Annotated in this window: 17 protein-coding genes; 10 read left to right on the top strand and 7 right to left on the bottom strand. The window is 57.6% G+C overall.

All coding sequences use genetic code 11. The annotated features are described in order from the left end of the window. The first annotated feature begins 203 nt into the window (after positions 1-203). The 4 genes from KGB14_RS16560 to KGB14_RS16575 all read left to right on the top strand — a co-directional run bounded on the left by KGB14_RS16560 (position 204) and on the right by KGB14_RS16575 (position 3,946). Entirely contained in the window at positions 204-920 is a 717-nt protein-coding gene (locus KGB14_RS16560) for an ABC transporter permease (RefSeq protein ID WP_223487850.1), read from the top strand. A gap of 20 nt (positions 921-940) precedes the next feature. Continuing rightward, positions 941-1,843 (top strand): glycine betaine ABC transporter substrate-binding protein, encoded by a 903-nt coding sequence (locus tag KGB14_RS16565; protein WP_223487851.1) that lies wholly within the window; start codon positions 941-943, stop codon positions 1,841-1,843. Between the two features lie 18 nt (positions 1,844-1,861). Further along, complete coding sequence (locus KGB14_RS16570) at positions 1,862-2,554, top strand: ABC transporter permease (protein WP_223487852.1); 693 nt, start codon at positions 1,862-1,864, stop codon at positions 2,552-2,554. 222 nt (positions 2,555-2,776) lie between these two features. Next, positions 2,777-3,946, top strand: coding sequence for a betaine/proline/choline family ABC transporter ATP-binding protein (locus KGB14_RS16575; protein ID WP_223487853.1), 1,170 nt, complete (start codon positions 2,777-2,779; stop codon positions 3,944-3,946). Between the two features lie 84 nt (positions 3,947-4,030). Here the strand turns inward: KGB14_RS16575 and KGB14_RS16580 are convergent, their stop codons facing one another. After that, the gene (locus KGB14_RS16580; RefSeq protein WP_223487854.1) at positions 4,031-5,275 is read right to left on the bottom strand and encodes a DUF2599 domain-containing protein; all 1,245 of its coding nucleotides are present in this window, start codon (positions 5,273-5,275) and stop codon (positions 4,031-4,033) included. A gap of 679 nt (positions 5,276-5,954) precedes the next feature. Between KGB14_RS16580 and KGB14_RS16585 the strand changes: the two genes are divergently transcribed. Further along, positions 5,955-7,118: a type III PLP-dependent enzyme gene (locus KGB14_RS16585; RefSeq protein ID WP_223487855.1), complete on the top strand. Its 1,164-nt coding sequence runs from the start codon at positions 5,955-5,957 to the stop codon at positions 7,116-7,118. A gap of 49 nt (positions 7,119-7,167) precedes the next feature. On the opposite strand, the gene KGB14_RS16590 is transcribed toward KGB14_RS16585, so the two are convergent. The 4 genes from KGB14_RS16590 to KGB14_RS16605 form a co-directional block, all read right to left on the bottom strand. Then, positions 7,168-8,067, bottom strand: a complete 900-nt coding sequence (locus tag KGB14_RS16590; protein WP_223487856.1) for a hypothetical protein — start codon at positions 8,065-8,067, stop codon at positions 7,168-7,170. A 124-nt stretch (positions 8,068-8,191) separates the two neighbouring features. Further along, positions 8,192-10,456 (bottom strand): alpha-xenorhabdolysin family binary toxin subunit A, encoded by a 2,265-nt coding sequence (locus KGB14_RS16595; protein WP_223487857.1) that lies wholly within the window; start codon positions 10,454-10,456, stop codon positions 8,192-8,194. A gap of 206 nt (positions 10,457-10,662) precedes the next feature. Next, entirely contained in the window at positions 10,663-11,436 is a 774-nt protein-coding gene (locus tag KGB14_RS16600; protein WP_223487858.1) for a tetratricopeptide repeat protein, read from the bottom strand. A gap of 3 nt (positions 11,437-11,439) precedes the next feature. Next, entirely contained in the window at positions 11,440-12,120 is a 681-nt protein-coding gene (locus tag KGB14_RS16605) for a Fe2+-dependent dioxygenase (RefSeq protein ID WP_223487859.1), read from the bottom strand. A 206-nt stretch (positions 12,121-12,326) separates the two neighbouring features. Here KGB14_RS16605 and KGB14_RS16610 point away from each other — a divergent pair, with 206 nt between their 5' ends. Together KGB14_RS16610 and KGB14_RS16615 are read left to right on the top strand one after the other, a co-directional pair. After that, positions 12,327-14,585, top strand: coding sequence for a TonB-dependent receptor (locus tag KGB14_RS16610; protein ID WP_223487860.1), 2,259 nt, complete (start codon positions 12,327-12,329; stop codon positions 14,583-14,585). Positions 14,586-14,720: 135 nt separating this feature from the next. Next, positions 14,721-17,249: a PepSY domain-containing protein gene (locus tag KGB14_RS16615; protein WP_223487861.1), complete on the top strand. Its 2,529-nt coding sequence runs from the start codon at positions 14,721-14,723 to the stop codon at positions 17,247-17,249. 139 nt (positions 17,250-17,388) lie between these two features. On the opposite strand, the gene KGB14_RS16620 is transcribed toward KGB14_RS16615, so the two are convergent. Further along, the gene (locus tag KGB14_RS16620) at positions 17,389-18,930 is read right to left on the bottom strand and encodes an alkaline phosphatase D family protein (protein WP_223487862.1); all 1,542 of its coding nucleotides are present in this window, start codon (positions 18,928-18,930) and stop codon (positions 17,389-17,391) included. Between the two features lie 305 nt (positions 18,931-19,235). On the opposite strand from KGB14_RS16620, the gene KGB14_RS16625 reads away from it, so the two are divergent. Genes KGB14_RS16625 through KGB14_RS16635 form a run of 3 tightly spaced genes read left to right on the top strand, consistent with a single transcriptional unit; the run spans position 19,236 to position 21,112 of the window. Continuing rightward, positions 19,236-20,573 carry an S-type pyocin domain-containing protein gene (locus KGB14_RS16625; RefSeq protein WP_223487863.1) on the top strand — a complete coding sequence of 446 codons (1,338 nt, stop codon included), beginning with the start codon at positions 19,236-19,238 and terminating at the stop codon, positions 20,571-20,573. Beyond that, the gene (locus KGB14_RS16630) at positions 20,573-20,827 is read left to right on the top strand and encodes a bacteriocin immunity protein (protein ID WP_223487864.1); all 255 of its coding nucleotides are present in this window, start codon (positions 20,573-20,575) and stop codon (positions 20,825-20,827) included. The genes KGB14_RS16625 and KGB14_RS16630 overlap by 1 nt, the downstream gene beginning before the upstream one ends. 33 nt (positions 20,828-20,860) lie before the next feature. Then, a complete protein-coding gene (locus KGB14_RS16635) occupies positions 20,861-21,112 on the top strand; it encodes a bacteriocin immunity protein (RefSeq protein WP_223487865.1) in 252 nt (83 codons plus the stop codon). A gap of 128 nt (positions 21,113-21,240) precedes the next feature. Here KGB14_RS16635 and KGB14_RS16640 read toward each other — a convergent pair whose 3' ends face one another. Next, positions 21,241-22,980: a PTS fructose-like transporter subunit IIB gene (locus KGB14_RS16640; protein ID WP_223487866.1), complete on the bottom strand. Its 1,740-nt coding sequence runs from the start codon at positions 22,978-22,980 to the stop codon at positions 21,241-21,243. Positions 22,981-22,983 lie beyond the last annotated feature (3 nt).

A 22,983-nucleotide genomic window follows, 5' to 3' on the forward strand; every position in this document is an offset into this window, starting at 1 on the left:
TGGAGGCGTCCACTCCCCTGTTACGGCTATTCGTCAGGGTCGAAAAATCAGCAAGTTAGCCTGACGAGGCTGCGCTTATGGCTCGATTTCATGCCGTTTTACCGGCATTGATAGAGCTGCTTCTCGCGAACGTTTTGTCCCGGCAGCCAGGAATGGCATGCCACACGGGACTGCGTCCGCCGACTGAACAAAGGAGTCCGCCTGTGGCTATTCGCTATGGCAAAGGGCTGATAGGAGGTGCGGTTGTCGTCGCCCTTCTGGCCCTGCTGGTCCACTGGATTGGCATCAACACGATCGAACAGTACCGCGACGATTTGTTGTTTTACCTGCAAGCTCATCTGATTCTCGTCCTCGTTTCCATGCTGGCCGCCCTCATTGTGGGCATCCCCGCCGGCATCTTCCTCAGCCGCCCGACCATGGTTGGCCGCGCCGAACGTTTCATGCAGATCTTCAACATCGGCAACACCGTGCCGCCTCTCGCCGTACTGGCGATCGCCCTGGGTATCCTCGGCATCGGCAGCGGCCCCGCGATCTTCGCCCTGTTCCTCGCCTCGCTGTTGCCGATTGTGCGCAACACCTATGAAGGCTTGAAAAACGTCCAGGGTTCGCTCAAGGAAGCGGCCGTCGGCATCGGCATGACACCGACTCAGGTGCTGTGGCGGGTAGAACTGCCAAACGCCGTGCCGATCATCATCGGTGGCGTGCGCGTGGCGCTGGCGATCAACGTCGGTACGGCACCGCTGGCGTTCCTGATTGGCGCCAACAGTCTGGGCAGCCTGATTTTCCCTGGCATCGCCCTGAACAATCAGCCGCAACTGCTGCTCGGCGCGGCGTGCACCGCCCTGCTGGCCTTGCTGCTCGACGGTCTGGTGACACTCGCCAGCCGCCTCTGGCTCGAACGCGGCCTGCGCCCGTCTTAAGCCTCGGCAAAGGAATCAACATGAAGAAATCAAGCTTTTTACTAGGCTGCGTTCTGCTGTTCGCAGGATTTGCCCAAGCCGCTGAAAAACCCGTGATCCGTATTGGCGCCCGGGTGTTCACCGAACAAACCCTGCTGGCGGAAATCACCTCCCAATACCTGCGCACCAAGGGTTACGACACCCAAGTGACCGGCGGCCTGGGCAGCAACCTGGCCCGCAGCGCCCACGAAAGTGGTCAGCTGGATTTGATGTGGGAATACACCGGCGTGTCGCTGGTGGCCTACAACCACGTCACCGACAAGCTCGACAGCGCGCAGTCCTACGCCCGGGTGAAAGAACTCGATGCGAAAAAAGGCCTGGTCTGGCTCACGCCGTCGAAGTTCAGCAATACCTACGCCCTGGCCCTGCCGGAAAACACCGCGAAGGCTTATCCGCAGATCAACACCATGAGCGAGCTGAACACGGTGCTGCAGGCTGAGGCGAAGACCCATCACCTCGTCGCCCTGGACACCGAGTTCGCCAACCGTTCCGACGGTCTCGATGGCATGGTCGACCTCTACGGCATGAACCTGACCCGCAACAACATCCGCCAGATGGATGCCGGGCTGGTCTACACCGCCCTGCGCAACGGCCAGGTGTTCGCCGGTCTGGTCTACACCACAGACGGTCGTTTGAACGCCTTCAAGCTCAAGTTGCTCGAAGACGACAAGCATTACTTCCCGGACTACACCGCCGCGCCGGTGGTGCGTCAGGTTTACCTCGACGCCCACCCGAAACTCGCCGAAGAACTCAAGCCACTGGCCGAGCTGTTCGACGACGCCACCATGCGCCAGCTGAACGCGCGGGTCGATGTCGATCACGAGAGTCCTTCATCCGTTGCCGCCGATTTCCTGCGCCAACATCCACTGCTGTCTGTTCAATAAGGCAGAGGAGAAAAAGACATGGAATTTCTCAACGCCTTTTCCCATCTCGATTGGCCGCAGGTTTTGCACCTGACCTGGCAGCACATCACCCTGGTCGGCATCGCGGTGACGTTAGCGATTGTGGTCGGTGTGCCGCTGGGCATCCTGATGACGCGCTTCCCGACGCTGGCCGGCCCCTTGCAAGCCAGCGCCACGGTGCTGCTGACCGTGCCGTCGATTGCGCTGTTCGGCCTGTTGCTGCCGTTCTACTCGAAATTCGGCCAGGGCCTGGGCCCGATGCCGGCGATCACCGCCGTGTTTCTGTACTCGTTGCTGCCGATCATGCGTAACACCTACCTGGCGCTGACCAGCGTCGAACCGGGCATTCGCGAAGCAGCGCGGGGCATCGGCATGACCTTCGGACAGCGCCTGCGCATGGTCGAACTGCCGATTGCCGTGCCGGTGATTCTTGCCGGTGTACGCACCGCCGTGGTCATGAACATCGGTGTGATGACCATCGCCGCGACCATCGGCGCCGGTGGCCTCGGTGTACTCATTCTCGCTTCCATCAGCCGCAGCGACATGTCGATGCTGATCGTCGGCGCCGTGCTGGTCAGTCTCCTGGCCATCTTCGCCGACCTGCTTCTGCAATGGCTGCAACGCACGCTGACGAGTAGGGGGTGTTCGCCGCAAATGGCGGGCGCGCCGTCGCCCCACAAAGCGCAAGACTAGGCGCGAGGAGAGAGATTTGGTTTCTTCAAATGAACGACGAGCAACGACGGATTGCGCTTTGTGGGGCACGGCCCTCCGGGTTGGAGCTGTGATCCCGCCGGGCTGCGTTGCGGGACTTGAAAAGGAAACGACATTTCCTGCGTCCCACGCCTTGCCCGGCGGGATCACAGCTCCAACGCGCTCCACCATTTGCGGCGAACACCCCCTACCTGGACTCCTGAAATGATCGAACTTCAAAACCTCAGCAAGACCTTCCAAAGCAACGGCAAAGATGTGAAAGCCGTGGACTCGGTAAGCCTGACCGTCAATGAAGGCGAGATCTGTGTGTTCCTCGGGCCATCGGGCTGCGGCAAAAGCACCACGCTGAAAATGATCAACCGCCTGATCAAACCGACCTCGGGCAAGATCCTGATCAACGGCGAAGACACCACCGACCTCGACGCGGTCACTCTGCGCCGCAACATCGGTTATGTGATCCAGCAGATCGGTCTGTTCCCGAACATGACCATCGAGGAAAACATCACCATCGTTCCGCGCCTGCTGGGTTGGGACAAACAGAAATGCCACGACCGCGCCCGCGAACTGATGAGCATGATCAAGCTTGAGCCCAAGCAATATCTGACTCGCTATCCGCGCGAACTGTCGGGTGGTCAGCAGCAACGGATCGGCGTGATTCGCGCACTGGCGGCGGATGCGCCGTTATTGTTGATGGACGAACCGTTCGGCGCAGTCGACCCGATCAACCGCGAGATGATCCAGAACGAATTCTTCGAGATGCAGCGAGCGCTGAACAAGACCGTGATCATGGTCAGCCACGACATCGACGAAGCCATCAAGCTCGGCGACAAGATTGCGATTTTCCGCGCGGGCAAACTGCTGCAGATCGACCACCCGGACACCCTGCTCGCGCACCCGGCGGACGATTTTGTCAGCAACTTCGTCGGCCAGGACAGCACCCTCAAGCGTCTGTTGCTGGTCAAAGCTGAAGACGCGGCGGACAACGCGCCCTCGGTCAGCCCGCAAACCCCGGTGACCGAAGCCCTGGAACTGATGGACGAACTGGACCGTCGCTACGTGGTGGTGACTTGCGCCGACAACAAGGCGATGGGTTATGTACGACGCCGCGACCTGCACCGTCAGACCGGCACATGCGCACAGTATGTGCGCGAGTTCAACGCCACGGCGGCGTACGACGAGCATTTGCGCATCCTGTTGTCGCGCATGTACGAGTTCAACCGCTCGTGGTTGCCAGTGATGGACGCCGAGCGGGTGTTCCTGGGTGAAGTGACTCAGGAATCGATTGCCGAGTACTTGAGCTCCGGCAAGTCCCGTGGGGGCAAGACCAGCATTGTTTCGCCGGCTGAAGTGGTTGAGCAGGCAGCCACGGCCTGACGCCCCTCGCGACAGTCAGGGCGCGGATTATCAAACCCGCGCCCGGCTGCTCTTTTATTAAGTCCTTATCGCAATACCGAGAGGTCAGCGTGGATTGCAATCCATGTTTACGGCCTCTTCATGCGATACATAAGGGCGTGCGGGCTCCAGATTCCAGGTGGGTTTGTCCTGAGCGATCCTCGGATCGGCCACATGGCACGAGAACTGCCGCCGCATGCTGCCGCCGTCATGCCCCCAATTCCAGTTCTTGCTATTGGCTGCAAGGTTAAACAATTGCGCATAGGCTACGTTGGTTTTGTCCGGCCCGATGGTTCTACCGCAAACCGTCGGTGTTGCCTTCAGAGAGGGAATAATTTTTTTCATGTCGGGCTCGAAGTACTTCTCGTCCCACTCGGTTTTCTCGATGTACTTATCGCATGACCCGTTGTCTGCGTCTCCGGGTGGAATCCCCTGGTCGCTGGTGTTGTAGGTAAACGTCGCATCCTGCGCTGTGGTTTTAGGAAGCTTGACGGCAATCACCGGTATCCAATCGCCTTTGCCGGTTTTCGCCAGGGTAGCGTCGTACCAATCCTTCTGATCGCCTTGCGCGAGTTTCAGGCCGGAAAGCCCAGTGTAAATAAAAGCCAGGATCGGGAGGTGCGGCTGCAAATCCTGCTCCCAAGTCGCTACACGCAATTCGGTCTGCGTTTGCATCGACTCATCCTTTATCAATGCTCGCGACTTAAGGAATTGATAGAAGGCGTCTCCTTTATTAAAGCTGCCACGGTCTTCCATGACGAAGCCACATTGTTTTTGATGATTACTGCTGACGCGACGGTAATCCTTGAACCAGGCATCAGCGGTGGTAATCCCCATATCCTGGCAAGTTTTTTCTTTTTCCGCGGTGTTGCCATTATCAACACACCCCTGTTCCGTCCTGTAGTCAGTCCAGGCATCAATAGGAAAAGCGCACTTCACATTGATCTTGGCTTCGCCCCCGGCCAAGAAATCATTGGGCTTGAGCACAAATCCATTATTTTTAAGCAATCCCAGATCCTGGTACTCAGCATCTTTCCTTAAGTAGGATACCGAAACGCCACCACTTTTTACCGACGCCGGACTGGGATTCCATACATGGAAACCCTTGCCACTGTCGGTGCCCCTGAGCATCAGGCCAGAGCAGTTGGAGGCCAGCCTGCCGTTGCCACAGTCTCTCGGCGTAAAATTGTAGTAATACGTCATTAACGTAGCCACATCATTACCGGCACTTGCCTGTAACCATGAAGAAGCTGATACAAAAAACAAACACGCAGCAGCCCGCAACAGCGATTTAACTGAGCAAATATACATGAGAATATTCCTTTATATAATTCTCAGCAGGCAAGCAATTACTTAATTCACAGACGAACAAACACCTGCAAACAATTAACTGTCCACCCGAGCAACTCCCAAGAACCGTCCATTAAGTTTTCGAATAGTTACCCATTACCTATGAGCAACTTTCAAAACGAGTATTCAACAATTAACCAACACTGTCTACTGTCAGAACTAACAGGTACAGGCGAAATCAGAAGACTACTTCCGAATAAAAATCAGAACAGTTATAGCCAATAGAACCAATCCAGTTCTTGCTGACGATTTGCCGGCAATTTCTCCGGGATGCCAAGCTCCCGAATCCTGACCTTCTGCCGCACCAAAATCAGTTCCAGGGGAACATCACACTGTCACGCAGGTCAGCTACATCAGTAGCTAACCGGGACCACACGACGGAAGCATGCAAAAACGCGACATTTTTTGTTGATCTCAAGCCCCTCACGCCCTAAAGTTCGCGCCGAACGTCCATGCTGGAAACGATCCATCCGGCTCAAGTACTGACGACGAGACAGCAAGGCCAAGGGAAAGCACTGCCTCCCGCGGCCTTTTTGCTTTCGGCGACATGCCTTGGGAAGTAGGCGAACCAAAGTGGGGATACGGAGGACGTTCATTTGCACCCATTGTTAATTTCAGTTTGCCAGTAGGAGTTCCCAGCATGTCGATCAACGTCGAAGACTATTTCGCGCGCGATACCTTCCAGAAAATGAAGGCCTTCGCCGACAAACAAGAAACCCCGTTCGTGGTGATCGACACCGCGATGATCAGCCAGGCCTATGACGACCTGCGCGCCGGTTTCGAATTCGCCAAGGTCTACTACGCAGTCAAGGCCAACCCGGCCGTGGAAATCATCGACCTGCTCAAAGAGAAAGGCTCGAACTTCGACATCGCTTCGATCTACGAGCTCGACAAAGTGATGAACCAGGGCGTCGGCCCGGATCGCATCAGCTACGGCAACACCATCAAGAAATCCAAAGACATTCGCTACTTCTACGAGAAGGGCGTGCGTCTGTACGCCACCGATTCCGAAGCGGACCTGCGCAACATCGCCAAGGCAGCTCCCGGCTCGAAAGTCTATGTGCGCATCCTGACCGAAGGCTCGACCACCGCCGACTGGCCACTGTCGCGCAAATTCGGTTGCCAGACCGACATGGCCATGGACCTGCTGATCCTCGCTCGCGACCTGGGCCTGGTGCCGTACGGCATCTCCTTCCACGTCGGTTCGCAACAGCGCGACATCAGCGTCTGGGACGCGGCGATCGCCAAGGTCAAAGTGATCTTCGAACGCCTGAAAGAAGAAGACGGCATCCACCTGAAGCTGATCAATATGGGCGGTGGCTTCCCGGCCAACTACATCACCCGCACCAACAGCCTGGAAACCTACGCTGAAGAAATCATCCGCTTCCTCAAGGAAGACTTCGGCGACGACCTGCCGGAAATCATCCTGGAGCCAGGCCGCTCGCTGATCGCCAACGCCGGCATCCTGGTCAGCGAAGTGGTACTGGTTGCGCGTAAATCCCGTACCGCCGTCGAGCGATGGGTGTACACGGATGTGGGCAAATTCTCCGGTCTGATCGAAACCATGGACGAAGCCATCAAGTTCCCGATCTGGACCGAGAAAAAAGGCGAGATGGAAGAAGTCGTTATCGCCGGCCCAACCTGCGACAGCGCCGACATCATGTACGAAAACTACAAGTACGGCCTGCCGCTGAACCTGGCGATCGGCGATCGTTTGTACTGGCTGTCGACCGGTGCTTACACCACCAGTTACAGCGCGGTTGAGTTCAATGGCTTCCCGCCGCTGAAGTCGTTTTACGTGTAAGCGCTGCACCCGCAACGCAAAAAGCCCATGACGAGTCATGGGCTTTTTTTTACTTTTGTTGTTTCGACATTTTAATCAGCTGTTCAGACATCGACTTCACTTCAAGAATTGAATGGTCGACAAGACTCAACGAGTACTTGGCACGTGACACAGTTTGCGCAGGATGACTGGCTGCAAACTCCCTCCCGGCTTCATCCAGGATATACGTCAGTCGATAGCAGAAGTCGCTCAGATTGTTTACCGCCCCCCCCGTACCACGGTAAAGACCGATCAAACGTTCGAAATGATCCCTCGCCATCTCCAGGCGTTCTTGCTCGGAATAGCTTTTATCCGGATCGTACTGCATGTTTGGAAGCCCCATCCGGCCCAGGCTGTAATAGACCTCAATCTTGGTGTTACCGCCGTGGCATGCGCATATTGGCAAATTGAGCGATTCAATGAATCGAACAAAAATGCTATGAATCGTTTCACCGACGCTACGCACCGTCGATTTGAACTGTGCCGTCATCTGCCGACAGTGTTCCAGGCGTGACGCAAGCTCTCGAATAACCTCTACCACATCGGCGCGGGGCGCTCCGCCCCATTCAGGGGACCTGACCACGCTGAACTGTCCAGGATCAATGGCCGAGAGTGGTAATTTGCGCTTGGCACGGTCCTCGGCCATCTGACGAAACTCTTGACTGAAACTGTCGATATCCCTAACGACCCGAGCCGTGAGTTCGCCCAACTGAGGCATCGTGCAAATGATCAGCTGCCAGTTGGCCGCATTAGCTCTTGCCGTCCGTATCAAGGTCTGGGCATTGGGTGGCTGCAACATGGAATGTCCCGACCGCTTGAAGGCGTCGGAAAAGTTTTCTATTTTCGCCAGAACATCCGGTAGATCATTTAACAGGTCAACGTACTGTTTCAGTGAAACGAAGTTCTTTTCTGCCAGTAAATAATCAAGCATTTGTATTCCCTCATCATGGCAAACCATCAATAGCCAACGATCAGGTATCGTCAGGCCAGCCGTGTTAACCGAAGTGTGACAAGACACCTCGATCAACACGGTTAGATGGAATGTTCAGCCCAACTTAGCGGTTAGGGACGGAAACAGGATTAAGGAATGCAATGAACAATTTCGCTTGTTCTTTGAACGCCGCGCTGCGAAGGTCGTCATCGGTAAACGAATCCTTGTCGGTAGCGGCCAGGTATTTCTCAAAAGCGCTAATCGCCGGACTGTAGCTCTCTACGTAAACCTTGCGTTGTTCTTCAATCGAGTGAATGGCTTGCAGGTATTTGATCTTGCCGGCCGCGGCACTGACGACACCGTCTTGAAGATCGATTTCCTGGTCAAGGGTCGCGATTCTTTCTTGCAACTTGTCGCTTTCACGAACCATGTCCAGAAAACGGATGCCCTTGCCGATATCACCGATGGTCTTTTTGAGTTGATCAATCGCGAACATTACCAACTGGACTTGTGGCGGGGCCAGCCCCAGCGCTACTACCTTATCGATTGTCAGCCCAATATCCTTACCCAGCTCTTCAATGCCGTTTTTTTCCAGAATGTCGATCGCATCGATCACACTCTTGCGCTCTTCCTTGAGGGCCACCAATTGTCCCTTCAGGACGACGACTTCTGCTTTTGCCTGCACCTCATCACGTTCAAAATCGCTGATGTAACCCAGCGTCAATCGCGGGTCGAACGCATCACTGATTTCTTTCAGGCACTTGCGAACCTGAGTGCCTTGCAAGCCAATGACGTCTGCAACCTGGTTCAATAGCTGTTGGCGCTCAGCTTTGATCGCTTCGATTTCCTGGGCGTCGTTTTCCTCTTCGAGCGCTTCCTCGAGCCTGTCCAGACGTCGAAGATTGACTTTCAGTTCATTACTGCTTTCAAGCGCCGCATTCTGCAGTTCCATCGCACCCCGGCCGACGCCTTGGACGAGTCGATTAAAGCGATCAAACAGATCGGGCAGGTAATTCAGCTTTACCCGCCATATTTCCGCTTGTGTGCGATGCTCGCTCATTTGGGCATGGCTAACCTTCAACGTAGCCAGGTCGAGTGGCGGGTAGATTTGCTGGAGCGATGGGGTGAACGCCATTGCACGCAAAGTTTTGCCGTAATTACGCTCGTATTCTTCGTCCGCCGCTTTGAAGACCTCAATCAGCTTGTCCGAGTCCGATTTGATCTGCTCCCATGGACCAACCACTTCTTCAAACTCAGTCATGAAAATCCTGAGACTCAATGCATCATTGATACGGCCTACCGCGCCCGTAGAATTCTTGATGCACAGATGCAGAACGCTCCAGACATGCATCAGGTTCTGTGTGGCGACATCGGCATCGATCGCTACAATCATCAGACTTTGCAGATCATGCTTGACCCGCGCCAGCGACCCCAGGGTCTGGTTCTTGCTGGTAAGCGTCTGAATGTCCGTTTCTTGTTGGGCGTACAGTTCGTTGCGCCGGGCGCGGATGTTTTCCGCTTCCACCCCCATGTAAATGGCCATCGCAAGCCCGGCGATGTTCATCCCGGCGGCGGCCTTCAATGCTTCTTGAACAGCGGCCTTGTACTCGGTATTTTTGATATCGATTTCTTTTGCACGCTCATCGATCACCACTTTGAGCTGTTTAATTTCTTCAGCCAAAGAGCTATTTTCAATGAGACCAACCCTAAGTTTTATGCCTGGCAGGACGTGTTCGCGCAGGTCATAGCCAAACAGATCAAGGTCTTTCTTGATACCTCCCACCGTTTCCAGATTGAAATCGATTTTTTCAAAGATACGCGCCAGGTAATAATTGAGTGTACTGACGGTGTCGTCTTCCAGTTCAATGCCTGGAAACTTGTCCCCCAGTTCAAGCTCAAGTTGCTTCAACTGTTCCAGCGTCTTGATGTTGTGCTTGTCTAAAAGACCGGAGGCTTTTACTTCGTTGTAGACCTCCTTCATCGAAGCGCCATAAGTCAACATGCTGCTGGCAAAATCCTTGAGACCACGGCCCGTCATCATGATCCGCTCACGCAAGGGCGACCAGCGTTTGGCATGATTTCTGGTATTCAGGAACGTGGTCAGAAAGTCCGCGGGATTCAGTCCTGAACCACCGTTCTGACCGGCACCAAAGCGCAGATAGTCTGTGACATCATCCAGGGTATAGGGCAATGCCAGGCCTGCTGCCTCATATTTGCGCAGATCAATGATCTGTTTTTTGGTCAGCAACAACCCCGAGTCACGGGTGGCCCCATCAAGCACTCCGACAGAACCGTCAGCAAACAGCTTTGGTGCTTCAACGGCAAACTTTACTACTTCTTCTGGCGTTGCGTTTTTTAACGCATCCCCCCACAAAAAATCGTTAGACATAATTATTCCATTAATTAGTAAATAAAGTAAAAAATCAAAAAGAATGAAGACCTGAAACAGCCTTTACTCTCAAACAAAGACTATTCAAAAAAATAAAAATCTGAAAGCCCCAACTTGAATCCAAATGTATTTATCAATAAAAAACAGCAAACAAACACTGCAACTCGAAAAAACCAGACTCAACAGCACTTACCGTCAAGCCAATATCAGGCAACATGAACGCTCAAAGAGTTGCTTAACAACTGCGACCTTAGTTGATATTCCCCGGCCAACGCCTGAACACGCGGGTCTGTCGAACTCATCAATGTCTGGGTCGCAACTTTCAGAAACGCAAGGTTTCCGCCGAGCATCGCGCGGCGATACCAGGCCAGCCCCTCTGCCATCCTTGTCTGGTCAACCAGAATGCTGGCGTAACTGAACTGGCCACGAAAATCCCCGGCTTCAGCGGAACGGCGATACCAGTCGTGTGCGGCCATAGAATCGACCGAACAGATCGAACCTTCCTCCAGATACCGCCCCAACAGGTTCATCGATTTGGCATGACCGAGTTCGGCGGCGCGACGATACAGGGTCAGAGCTTGCGCCTGATCCCCGATCACGCCACGACCCGTGGCCAGCAGGTTGGCAAGGTTGTACATCGCCCAATCCAGTCCCGCTTCTGCCGCAATTCGATAATGTCGCGCGGCAATCGCAACGTCCGCCGGGCTACCCCAGCCATGTTCATGGCAACGACCCAGCATGTTGCGCGCCATCAGATGTCCGTGCTGAGCGGCAATCTCGAACCAGCGCACAGCCAGCGGCTGATCCTGCTCAATCCCTCGCCCGTCCAGCAGGATCTGTCCGAGCAATGCCTGAGCATCGAGAACGCCTTCACGGGCGGCGATCAGAATCGCCTGGGCTGCGCGCGCCGGGCTTTCGTTGAGCATCGTTTTGAGGTGGTCGCCGTCGAGGACTTCCTCGCGACGCAGTTGGAAACTCATGCCTTACACCTCGACCCAGCGACGCAGCAGGTTGTGATAGGTGCCGGTCAGGCGGATCAGTGAAGGATGGTCGGGCATGTCCTGGGTCATCTGCTGAATCGCCCCGTCCATCTCGAACAGCAAGGCGCGCTGGCTGTCTTCACGCACCAGGCTTTGCGTCCAGAAAAACGAGGCGTAACGGGTGCCGCGGGTGACGGCGTTGACTTTGTGCAGGCTGGTGCCGGGGTACAGGACCATGTCGCCGGCCGGCAACTTCACGCGCTGGGTGCCGAAGGTGTCCTGGATTTCCAGCTCGCCGCCGTCGTAGTCCTCCGGTTCGCTGAAGAACAGCGTCGCCGACAGGTCGGTGCGCACCCGCTCGATGCTGCCCTTGGGCTGACGCACGGCGTTGTCGATGTGGAAGTCGAAACTGCCACCGGCCGTGTAACAGTTCAGTAACGGAGGGAAGACCTTGTGCGGTAATGCCGCTGACATGAACTGCGGATTTTTCCACAACCGTTCGAGCATCGCGGCACCGATTTCCTTGGCCAACGGATGCCCTTCAGGCAGCTGCAGATTGTGCTTGGCCTTGGCCGACTGGTAACCGGCGGAGATTTTTCCATCGGCCCAATCCGCCTGCGTCAGGGCCTCGCGAATGCGCTGCACTTCGTCTTTCGCGAACACGCCGGGAATGTGCAGCAACATGGAAAGACACCTGAAGGCAAAGGGATACTAATGGTATTGATTCTTATTGTCATTGTAAAACCCGAGAGACGAATGAAACCGCAAAAACCGTAAAGGTCAATTGTGAAGAATGTAAATTTCTCTCAAATAGCAATACTTCGCAATTGATACAAATACTTATTTACCTTATATTCCGCGGCCTCAAATCCTTGGGGAGGGGAATTCACATGTCACGCCAACAACTACAGTTACCCGTCGGTTCACCGCGTTTGCTTGCGTCTGCAATTGGCGTGGCAATCACTGCCGGCTCTGCAGGCCACATGGCTTTCGCAGCCGAGAAGACCGACGAAAAAGCACCCAACAATGCGATTTCCCTGGACGCGACCAGCGTTGTGGGCGAGCAGGATGATGCTTCCTACAAGACCGATACCTCGGCCTCCAGGAAGTACACCGCGCCACTGCGCGAGACGCCGAAAAGCGTCACCGTGATTCCGCAACAAGTGATTCGCGACACCGGCGCCACCAGCCTGGTCGACGCCCTGCGCACCACTCCGGGCATCACCTTCGGCGCTGGTGAAGGCGGTAACCCGGCCGGCGATCGTCCGATCATTCGCGGCTTCAACGCCGAAAGCGACACCTTCGTCGACGGCATGCGCGACCCGGCGTCCCAGAGCCGCGAGATCTTCAACGTTGAATCGATCGAAGTCAGCAAGGGCCCGGGGTCGGCTTTCACCGGCGCCGGTTCCACCGGGGGCAGCCTGAACCTGGTGAGCAAGACCGCCAGGCTGGGCAATTCCTACAATGGCGGCTTCACCTGGGGCTCGGACCAGACCAAGCGCACCACCCTCGATCTGAACCAGCAGATGACCGACACCTCGGCCGTGCGTCTGAACCTGATGAAGCACGAAGCCAACGTTGCCGGCCGTGATGCCGTGGACGTCAGTCGCTGGGGCGTGGCGCCGTCCTTCGCGTTTGGCCTGGGCACCGACACCCGCTTGACCGTCGGCTACTATCACGTCGAGACCGACGACATGCCCGACTACGGCATCCCGTTGACCTCAAGCCCCAACCGCAGCAAGTACAACGTCGACAAGCCGGCCAACGTTAACCGCGACAACTTCTACGGCCTCACCGGTCGCGACTATCGCCAGACCAGTAACGACAGCGGCACCATCAAGATCGAACACGATCTGAACGACAACCTGACCGTGTCGAACAGCTTCCGCATGTCCCGTTCGACCCTGGATTACATCGTCACCAACCCGGACGACAGCAAGGGCAACGTGGCCAACGGCAGCGCTTACCGTGGCGCGAAGAGCCGTAACTCGACGTCCAGCGGCTGGGTCAACCAGACCGACCTGAGCGCCAAATTCAACACTGGCGCTATCGAACACAGTCTGGTGACCGGTCTTGAGTTTTCCTATCAGGACACCCACAACCGTCCATACACCCTGACCTCCACCGCCAGCGGCACCCGATGCAACGGTACCCTGTTCACCTCCGGCGACTGCACCAGTTTGTACAACCCGACGCCTGGGGATAACTGGAACGGTACGATCACCGACAGCAAAGCCTTCACCGACACCGACACCAAGACCGCCGCGGCCTACGTGTTCGACACCCTGAAGTTCAACGAGCAATGGTCCCTGAACCTGGGCCTGCGTTATGACAACTACCAGGTCGAATCCAGCGGTTTCGCCAACGCTGGCAGCACAACTCCAGCGGGCAGTTTCTCCCGTGAGAACACCAGCGACCTGGTGAACTACCAGATCGGCGTGGTCTACAACCCGTTGCCTAATGGCAGCGTCTATGCCGCCTACTCGACGTCCAGCAACCCGGCCGGCGAAACCAGCGGCAACGGTGGCCTGGAGCTGGCGGCGAACAACAGTAATCTGGACCCGGAAAAAAATCGCAACTACGAAATCGGCACCAAGTGGGACTTCTTCGGTGACGACCTGTCGTTGACCGCCGCGCTGTTCCGCACCGAGAAAACCAACGCGCGTATCAACGATCCGGACGGCGGCACCACTCAAGTGCTGGACGGCGAACAGCAGGTCAATGGCCTGGAACTGACCTACACCGGCAAGCTGACCCGTAACTGGAGAGTCTTCGGTGGCTACACCTACATGGACAGCGAAGTGGTCAAAACCACCCTCGCCGCCGATGAAGGCAACCACATGCCAAGCACCCCACGGAACAACTTCACATTCTGGTCGACCTACGACCTGGTGCCGGACAAATTGACCGTCGGCGCCGGTGCAACCTTCGTCGATTCCCAGTTCGGCAACGTCGCCAACTCGGTGGAGATCCCGTCCTACTGGCGTTACGACGCAATGGCCAGCTACCGCCTGACGAAGAATGTCGATCTGCAACTCAACGTACAGAACCTGACCGACAAGCGTTACTTCGATCAGGTGTTCCAGACGCACTACGCCCACGTGGCGGCGGGTCGTACCGCCCTGCTGAGCGCCAACTTCCACTTCTGATCATGGAAGCGTGAAGGCCAAAGCCCCGTTCATCGAAGTGATCGGGGCTTTTGTGTGTAAAAAAGAATGCTTCTCGACAACTCACGGCATAATGCGCGCCGTGATGATGACTTTTGAACGAACAAGGCGAGCAACGTGTTGAAGAAATCCCTGTTCCAGTTGCACTGGTTTTTCGGCATCAGCGCCGGACTGGTCCTGGCCCTGATGGGCATCACCGGGGCGGCGGTATCGTTTCAGGATGAAATCCTGCGTGCGCTGAACCCCTCTGTGCTGCATGTCGAGAAGCAGATTGCCGGCGTACTGCCGCCTGCCGAGCTGGTGGAGAAAATCGAAGGTGCTTCGGGCAAGAAAGTCTCGATGCTCTGGGTCGAGACTGACAGCGGCAACGCCGCGCGGGTGTTCTTTACCCCGCCGCCGGGCGAGCGCCGTGGGCAGATGCGCTATTTCGATCCGTACACCGCCGAGTTCATGGGCGACGCCACCGGCCAGGACTTCTTCGGCCTGATGCTGCAACTGCACCGCTTCCTTGCCATGGGCGATAGCGGTCGGCAAATTACTGGGGCCTGTACGCTGATTCTGCTGTTCTTCTGCTTGTCCGGCCTGTACCTGCGCTGGCCGCGCCAGTGGAAAAGCTGGCGCGTCTGGCTGACCCTCGACTGGAAGAAAAAGGGCCGCAGCTTCAACTGGGACTTGCACTCGGTGGCTGGCACCTGGTGCCTGGTGTTCTACCTCTTCGCGGCGCTGACCGGGTTGTCCTGGTCGTACGAGTGGTACAACAAGGGCCTGACCCGGCTGCTTTCCGATTCGCCGCAAAACGAGCGGGTGCGCTCTGGTCGCGGTCCTGCGCCAAGCGGCCCGGCCCCCACTGCCGATTACGCCGCGATGTGGAGCAGCATCTACAGCGCCGCCGGCCCTGGTCTTTCCTCCTACAACGTCCGGATGCCGCCCGTGGCCGGGCAACCGGCAACCGTGTTCTACCTGCTGAAAAACTCCCCCCACGACCGTGCGCTGAACCAGATCACCCTCGATCCGGTTACCGGCATCGTCAGCCGTCATGAGCGCTACAGCGACAAGAGCCTCAAGGCCCAGCTGCTGACCAGTATCTACGCGCTGCACGTCGGCAGTTATTTCGGGATGATCGGGCGGATCATCCTGACAATCGCCGCGCTGGCCATGCCGCTGTTTTTCGTCACGGGCTGGTTGTTGTACCTGGATCGTCGACGCAAGAAACGTCAGATCAAGGACGCCCGCAAGGGCCTCGCGCAACCGGGCAGTGATGCGCCGGCATGGTTGATCGGCTTCGCCAGCCAGAGCGGATTCGCCGAACAACTGGCCTGGCAGACCGCCGGACAATTGCAGGCCGCCGGGTTACCGGTGAAGGTGCAGCCGTTGGCGAATGTCAGCGAACAGGACCTGCAGGATTCCAGCAACGCGCTGTTTGTGGTCAGCACCTTCGGCGACGGTCAAGCGCCGGACAGTGCCCGAGGATTCGAACGCAAAGTGCTGGGCCGTGCGCTGAGTTTCGACCGCCTGAACTATGCCGTGCTCGGCCTCGGTGACCGCCAGTATCAACACTTCTGCGGCTTCGCCCGCCGCTTGCACACCTGGCTGGGCGAGCACGGCGGCAAGACCCTGTTCGCCCCGGTGGAAGTCGACAGCGGCGACCCTTACGCCTTGCGTCACTGGCAGCAGCAACTCGGCCTGCTGACCGGACAGGCGCCGGCGGACACCTGGCAAGCGCCAAGCTATGACAACTGGACCCTGACCCGCCGCGAATTGATGAACCCGGACAGTAGCGGTTCGCCCGTGTACTTGCTGGGTCTCAGCGCCCCCACCACCAGCAGTTGGCTGGCCGGTGATCGGGTGGAAGTGCTGCCGCGCAATTGTTCGTGGGCCATCGAGCATTTCCTCGACGGCCTGGGGATTGACGGTCGGGCCACGGTTGAGTTCGATGGCCTGTCGCAAACGCTGGCACAAGCCCTCGCCAGCCGCCAACTGCCCGAGAACCGAGCTCATCTGGTCGGCCTGCACGCGCAAGCGCTGGCGGACGCCCTGGTACCGTTGGCCCTGCGCGAATACTCCATCGCCTCGATCGCCGCCGACAGCATGCTGGAATTGATCGTGCGCCAGGAACTGCGTCCCGACGGCAGCTTGGGTATCGGTTCCGGCTGGTTGACCGAACATGTGCCCGTGGGTAGCAGCATCAGCCTGCGGGTGCGGCGCAACAGTGGCTTCCATCTGCCGAACGAACCAGTGCCGATGATCCTGCTGGGCAACGGCACCGGGCTGGCCGGGTTACGCAGCTTGCTCAAGGCACGGATTGCCGACGGGCAGCAACGCCACTGGCTGCTGTTCGGCGAGCGTAATCGCGAGCACGACTACCTGTGCCGTAATGAACTTGAGGAATGGTTGATTGCCGGGGATCTGGAACGACTGGACCTGGCGTTCTCCCGAGATCAGGCCGAGAAAATCTATGTGCAGGATCGCCTGCGCGAGTCTGCTGACGAGCTGAAGAAATGGCTGGCCGATGGCGCCGTGATTTACATCTGCGGCAGTTTGCAGGGGATGGCTTCAGGGGTGGATCACGTGCTCAACGAATTGCTGGGCATTGAAGAGGTCGACCGCCTGATCGAACAGGGCCGCTACCGCCGCGACGTCTACTGACACCGCACCATTAATTGTGGGAGCGAGCCTGCTCGCGATTACGGTCTGACAGCCAACTGAATTGTTGAATGTAAAACCGTCATCGCGAGCAGGCTCGCTCCCACAATGGTTTGGTATCGATCATGGAAAGTGTGCGGCCTCACACCGGCTGCAACTTGCGCTCAAACACTCCCACCCCATCCAGATCCCGCAGCACGACGCTCAGCTCCCCCGTCTGCCCATCAATATTCACCTCGCCAAAAAACTGAAACCCGGCAAACGGCGAGGTGTTCTGCGAAGGTGGCGCTTTCTCGAACACCACTTCGGGGCCGAAGGTTTTATCCAGCGCATTCGGCCCGAAGCTCCCCGCATTCAGCGGCCCCGCGACAAACTCCCAGAACGGTTCGAAGTCCTGAAACGCCGCGCGGTCGGGGTGGTAATGGTGCGCTGCGCAGTAATGCACATCCGCCGTCAGCCAGACGAAATTGCGCACCTGCTGCGCCCGCAGAAAACCGAGTAATTCAGCGATCTCCACTTCACGGCCCTGAGCCGGGCCAGGGTCACCATTGGCCACCGCTTCCCATCGCGTCACACCGGGGCTGACTTCACCGTCGGGCACGCCGAGGCCGATGGGCATGTCGGCGGCAATGACTTTCCATTGGGCCTGGGAGCCTTTCAATTCACGCTTGAGCCAGTCCAATTGTTCTCGACCAAGAAACGGCTTGGCGGCACCGAGGTTGTCGTCATTGGCGCCGCGATAACTGCGCATGTCGAGCACGAACACATCGAGCATCGGCCCATAACTCAGCTTGCGATAAATTCGCCCGCCGTCATCGGCGCTCTGCAAGCGCATCGGCGCATATTCCAGCCAGGCCTGACGTGCGCGGCCCACCAGGCTGTGGATATCTTTGCTCTTGTAGCGCTCATCCAGTTGCTTGCCCGGCGACCAGTTGTTCACCACTTCGTGGTCGTCCCACTGCCAGATCTGTGGGACCTCGGCGTTGAAGCGGCGGATGTTTTCATCCATCAGGTTGTAGCGGTAATTGCCGCGATAGTCGTCGAGGGTTTCGGCGACTTTGCTCTTGGCTTCGCTGGTGAGGTTGCGCCACACACGGCCGCTCTCTGTTGTGAGCTGCGCAGGTACGGGACCGTCGGCGTAGATGGTGTCGCCGCTGTGGATAAAAAAGTCCGGAAGGCGCAGACGCATCGCTTCGTAGATGCGCATGCCGCCGATGTCCGGGTTGATGCCGAAGCCCTGACCGACCGTGTCACCACTCCAGACAAAGCGAATATCCCGCCGGGCGGTTGGCACACTGCGCAGATGACCGAACCACGGTTCACTGGCGACACCGGTCTGAGCATCTTCGAAAGTCACGCGGTAGAAAATCGCCTGATCGGCGGGCAGCCCCGTGAGTTCGACCCGGGCGGTGAAATCGGTACGGGCATCGGCCAATGGCGAGACGAATCGACGAGGGTTGCTGAACAGGCTGCGCGTGTCCCATTCCACCACCATCCGCGCCGCACGGTCGCTACGGCTCCAGATCATCGCCCGGTCGCCCAACAGGTCACCGGACTGCACGCCATCGGTGAGTAGCGGCCGATCCTTGACCGAAGCAATCACCGATGGCGCCAGGCCGGGCAGCAACAGCCCGGCGCCAACGGCTTGCATGACACGACGACGGCTGAGGTCGAATTCGCTCATGGTGCTCTCCCTGAAAAAAGAAAACTTAAGCATGGCTGGATGAATCAGGTATGACACAAAAATCTGCCAACACCACAAATCCATTGTGGGAGCGAGCCTGCTCGCGATAGCGGTCTGATAGCCAGCATCAATGCTGAATGTGATGGCCTCATCGCGAGCAGGCTCGCCAGGGCTTGGCGATCTAGCCAGGTAACGCCATGGATTAGGAAATTTCCGCACCACCTTTAGGAAACGTCCTAACGCCAGCCCTTGAACGTCCCAGTTAGGTTTGCGGCTTTCCCAGCCACACGCAGAAAAGGACACCGATGGCTCGCAACAAGGACATACCCCAAGTCTGGGAACATGGCGGTGGTGGTGGCGGCTCGGGCATTGGATATCGTTACCTGCGAGACATGACCCCGACTGAGCTGGCCGAGCGTGATGCCAGACAAAAAGCCTACGACGACATGCTCGCCCGACAACAAACGTATGAAGACCGTCTCGTCAGGCAAGCCGAAAAACGCAAACAAGCCGCCACCAAAGGATGCGTGTTCGCCAAAAGCTGCAACCTCTCCGACGGCGTCATCAATCACCACAACCCCGCCGGGTTTGTCCCGGTCGAGAGACTGGCCGACTACGGGGCCTGGGCCGTACTGGGCACTGGCGCGGCGATTACCACCGAAGGCATACCGCTTAAATGGGTGGCCGGCTCGACCACGGGCAACACCCTGGCTCAGCGTCTCGGCGGTTCGCTTGCCCTCGGTCTGCTGACAAGTTCAACGGCGGTGGCAACCACTGCAGCGGTCGGCACCGTCGCGCTCTTGATGCCGAACACCCGCCTTTCCCCCGACAGCGCCTTCTACAAGAAAGAACAGTACGCGCAGCTGGATACCGGACGAACCCGGGTGCGCCTCAACGTGAGGACCTTGCCGGACGGCTCCGTCAACGCATACGGCTTCTACACCGGCGGGAAAAAAGACTGGGAATTTGTCCCGGTCATCAAGGCCACCCAGGAAGGCGAACAGTTTGTCGCCGACATCGGCAACGGCATCGGCCTGATCTGGACACCCGCAGCGAATCCCGACGAGGTACCGCGCATCCCGGCCCTCGAAGGCGCCCCGCCGCTGCCGACGATTTGGGTGTATCCGCCCACCGAGCAGGCCAACAAGGTCCTGGTGAACCCGGAGCATCCACCCGAGTATCAGGATGCGATTATCTGGTTCCCTGCGGATGCGGGGCTTGAGCCGATCTACATCGTGCTCAATGCCCGGTATGAACCCGGTGGGGTTACGGGGGTGGGCGAGGATGTGTCGGGTATTTGGCTTGCTGGGGCTGACACCGGGTTAGGTGCTCCGATTCCAACGCGGATTGCGGATCAGTTAAGAGGACAAACGTTTAGGGACTTCGACGCTTTCAGAAAGGCATTTTGGACTGCCGTTGGGAACGATCCTGAGCTGCTCAGCCAGTTCAAACCAACCAACAAGGGCAAACTCTTGAACGGCAAAGCACCCTTTGCCCAAAGGCTGGAACACAATGGGGAGAATTCTCGCTACGAAATACATCATATTGAGAATATCCAGAATGGGGGCGCGGTTTATGACGTGGACAACCTCGCAATAGTTACGCCGAAACGACACGCAGAGATTCACAGGGAGGACAGGTAATGACTCTGAAAAGCAGCGTTTCAGATTACACGGAAGAAGAATTCATCAGGCTGCTTCAATGCATCATAGGAAACGAGGAAAGCGAAGAGGAGGAAAACAGGCTTGTGCATCACTTCAACACCATATGTGAACACCCAGCAGGCTCTGATTTGATTTTCTACCCGGAAGACGACGCCGATGACTCGGCAGAAGGCATCACCCGCACACTCAAGGATTGGCGTGCCGCTCATGGCTTACCGGGTTTCAGAATTTGATCTGGAGAACTGTAGTACCCAGAGGGCCGAGTAATGGACTTTAAGAGCAATCTTGCCGACTACACAAAACAGGAATTCAAAGCGCTGATTGGCGCTATCGACGATGCCGAAATAGAGGAAGACCGGGGGAAGTTGGTGGAGCACTTCAACAAGATCGTGCCGCACCCAGCGGGGAGCGATTTGCTGTTCTATCCAGAGGATGGAGCAGATGACTCGCCGGAGGGAGTCGTGCAGACAATCGAAGACTATTGCGCGTCCAAAGGCTTGCCAGGTTTCAGAGACTGATGCAAAAAACTGAAGTCATGAAGCCGCCGACCTGCCTCGATGTCGGGGTGATAGGAAAAAAGATCGCAGCCTTCAACAGTTCCTACAGATTCGGGGCAGGAGCTGCCGAAGGCTGCGATCTTTTGCTGTTAAGCGTTAGCCGGTTCCAGCGCCAACTCCACCGTTTCCGGCCGTTTGAGCACCGAATACGTCACCGCCGTCAGCAAACTCCCGGCCACGATCGCCAGCAGATACAACAGCGCGTGGTTGATCGCATTCGGAATCAGCATCACGAACAACCCGCCGTGCGGCGCCATGAGTTTGCAACCGAAGTACATCGACAACGCACCGGTCAGCGCGCCGCCGGCGATGCTCGCCGGAATCACCCGCAATGGATCTTTCGCCGCAAACGGAATGGCGCCCTCGGAGATAAAGCACAGTCCCAACACCAGCGCCGCTTTACCGGCCTCGCGTTCAGCCTGGGCGAACTTGCGTCGGGCAATGAACGTGGCAATGCCCAGGCCAATCGGCGGCACCATACCGGCGGCCATGGTCGCGGCCATCGGTGCATAACTTTGCGACGCCAGCAGCCCCACCGAAAACGCGTAAGCCGCTTTGTTGATCGGCCCGCCGAGGTCGACGCACATCATGCCGCCCAGCAGCACACCCAGCAGAATCGCGTTGGTGGTACCCATACTGTCGAGGAAATGCGTGAGCCCCGCGAGCATCCCGGCAACCGGTTTGCCGACCACGTAGATCATCACCAGACCGGTGAACAGACTCGCCAGCAACGGGATGATCAGGATCGGTTTCAGCGCCTCGAGGCTCTGCGGCAAACGTGCATAACGGTTGATCGCCTGGGCCGCATAGCCGGCGATGAAACCGGCGATGATCCCACCGATGAAACCGGCGCCCAGGGTGCTCGCCAGCAAACCACCGATCATCCCCGGCGCCAGGCCCGGGCGGTCGGCGATCGAGTAGGCGATGTACCCTGCCAACAGCGGCACCATCAGTTTGAACGCAGTCTCGCCGCCGATCTGCATCAGCGCTGCCGCCAGCGTGCCTTGCTCCTTGAACGCGGTGATGCCGAACACGAAGGACAAGGCGATCATCAGACCGCCCGCCACCACCATCGGCAACATGAACGAGACACCGGTCAGCAGGTGTTTGTAGATACCGGTCTTTTCTTGCTTGGCCGGGCCTTTGGCGCCGGTCGAAGCGCTTTCCTGCTTGCCTTCGGCCAGGGCTTTGTTCAGCGTGGCTTCGGCTTGTTTCAGGGCGATGCCCGTGCCGCACCGGTAGATCTTCTTGCCGGCGAACCGCTCGGTGGCGACTTCGATGTCTGCCGCCAGCAGCACCACGTCGGCATTGGCAATCGCCTCTGCGCTGAGTGGGTTGCGCGCGCCGACCGAGCCTTGGGTTTCCACTTGCAAGTCATAGCCCAGACGCTTGGCCGCTTGCTGCAAGGCTTCGGCGGCCATAAAGGTGTGGGCGACACCGGTCGGGCACGCGGTGACGGCCACCAGGCGCGGCGCACTTTTAACGACCGCAGCCGGCTCGGCGGTGGCTTCGGACGCGACGTAAACCTCGGCCTCCTCCACCCCGCGACGCAGCACCGCTTCAACATCTTGCAGGGCTTGGGCCGGGGTGCTCTGGAACACGCGTTTACCGACGAACCGCGACATATCCACAGGCCCGCTGGTCACCAGCAACACCCACTCGGCGGCTTCGATGGTCGCAGCCGACAGTTGGCGTTCCGGATGAGCTACATCAACGACTTCGACACTGGTGCTCCAGCCCTGACGCTGGGCGGCTGCATCGAGCAGACGAGCACACAGCACACTGGTGACCATGCCGTTCGGGCAGGCCGTAACAATGGCTAATTTCATTGC

Source organism: Pseudomonas sp. A-RE-19 (assembly GCF_019956555.1).
Taxonomy (GTDB): domain Bacteria; phylum Pseudomonadota; class Gammaproteobacteria; order Pseudomonadales; family Pseudomonadaceae; genus Aquipseudomonas.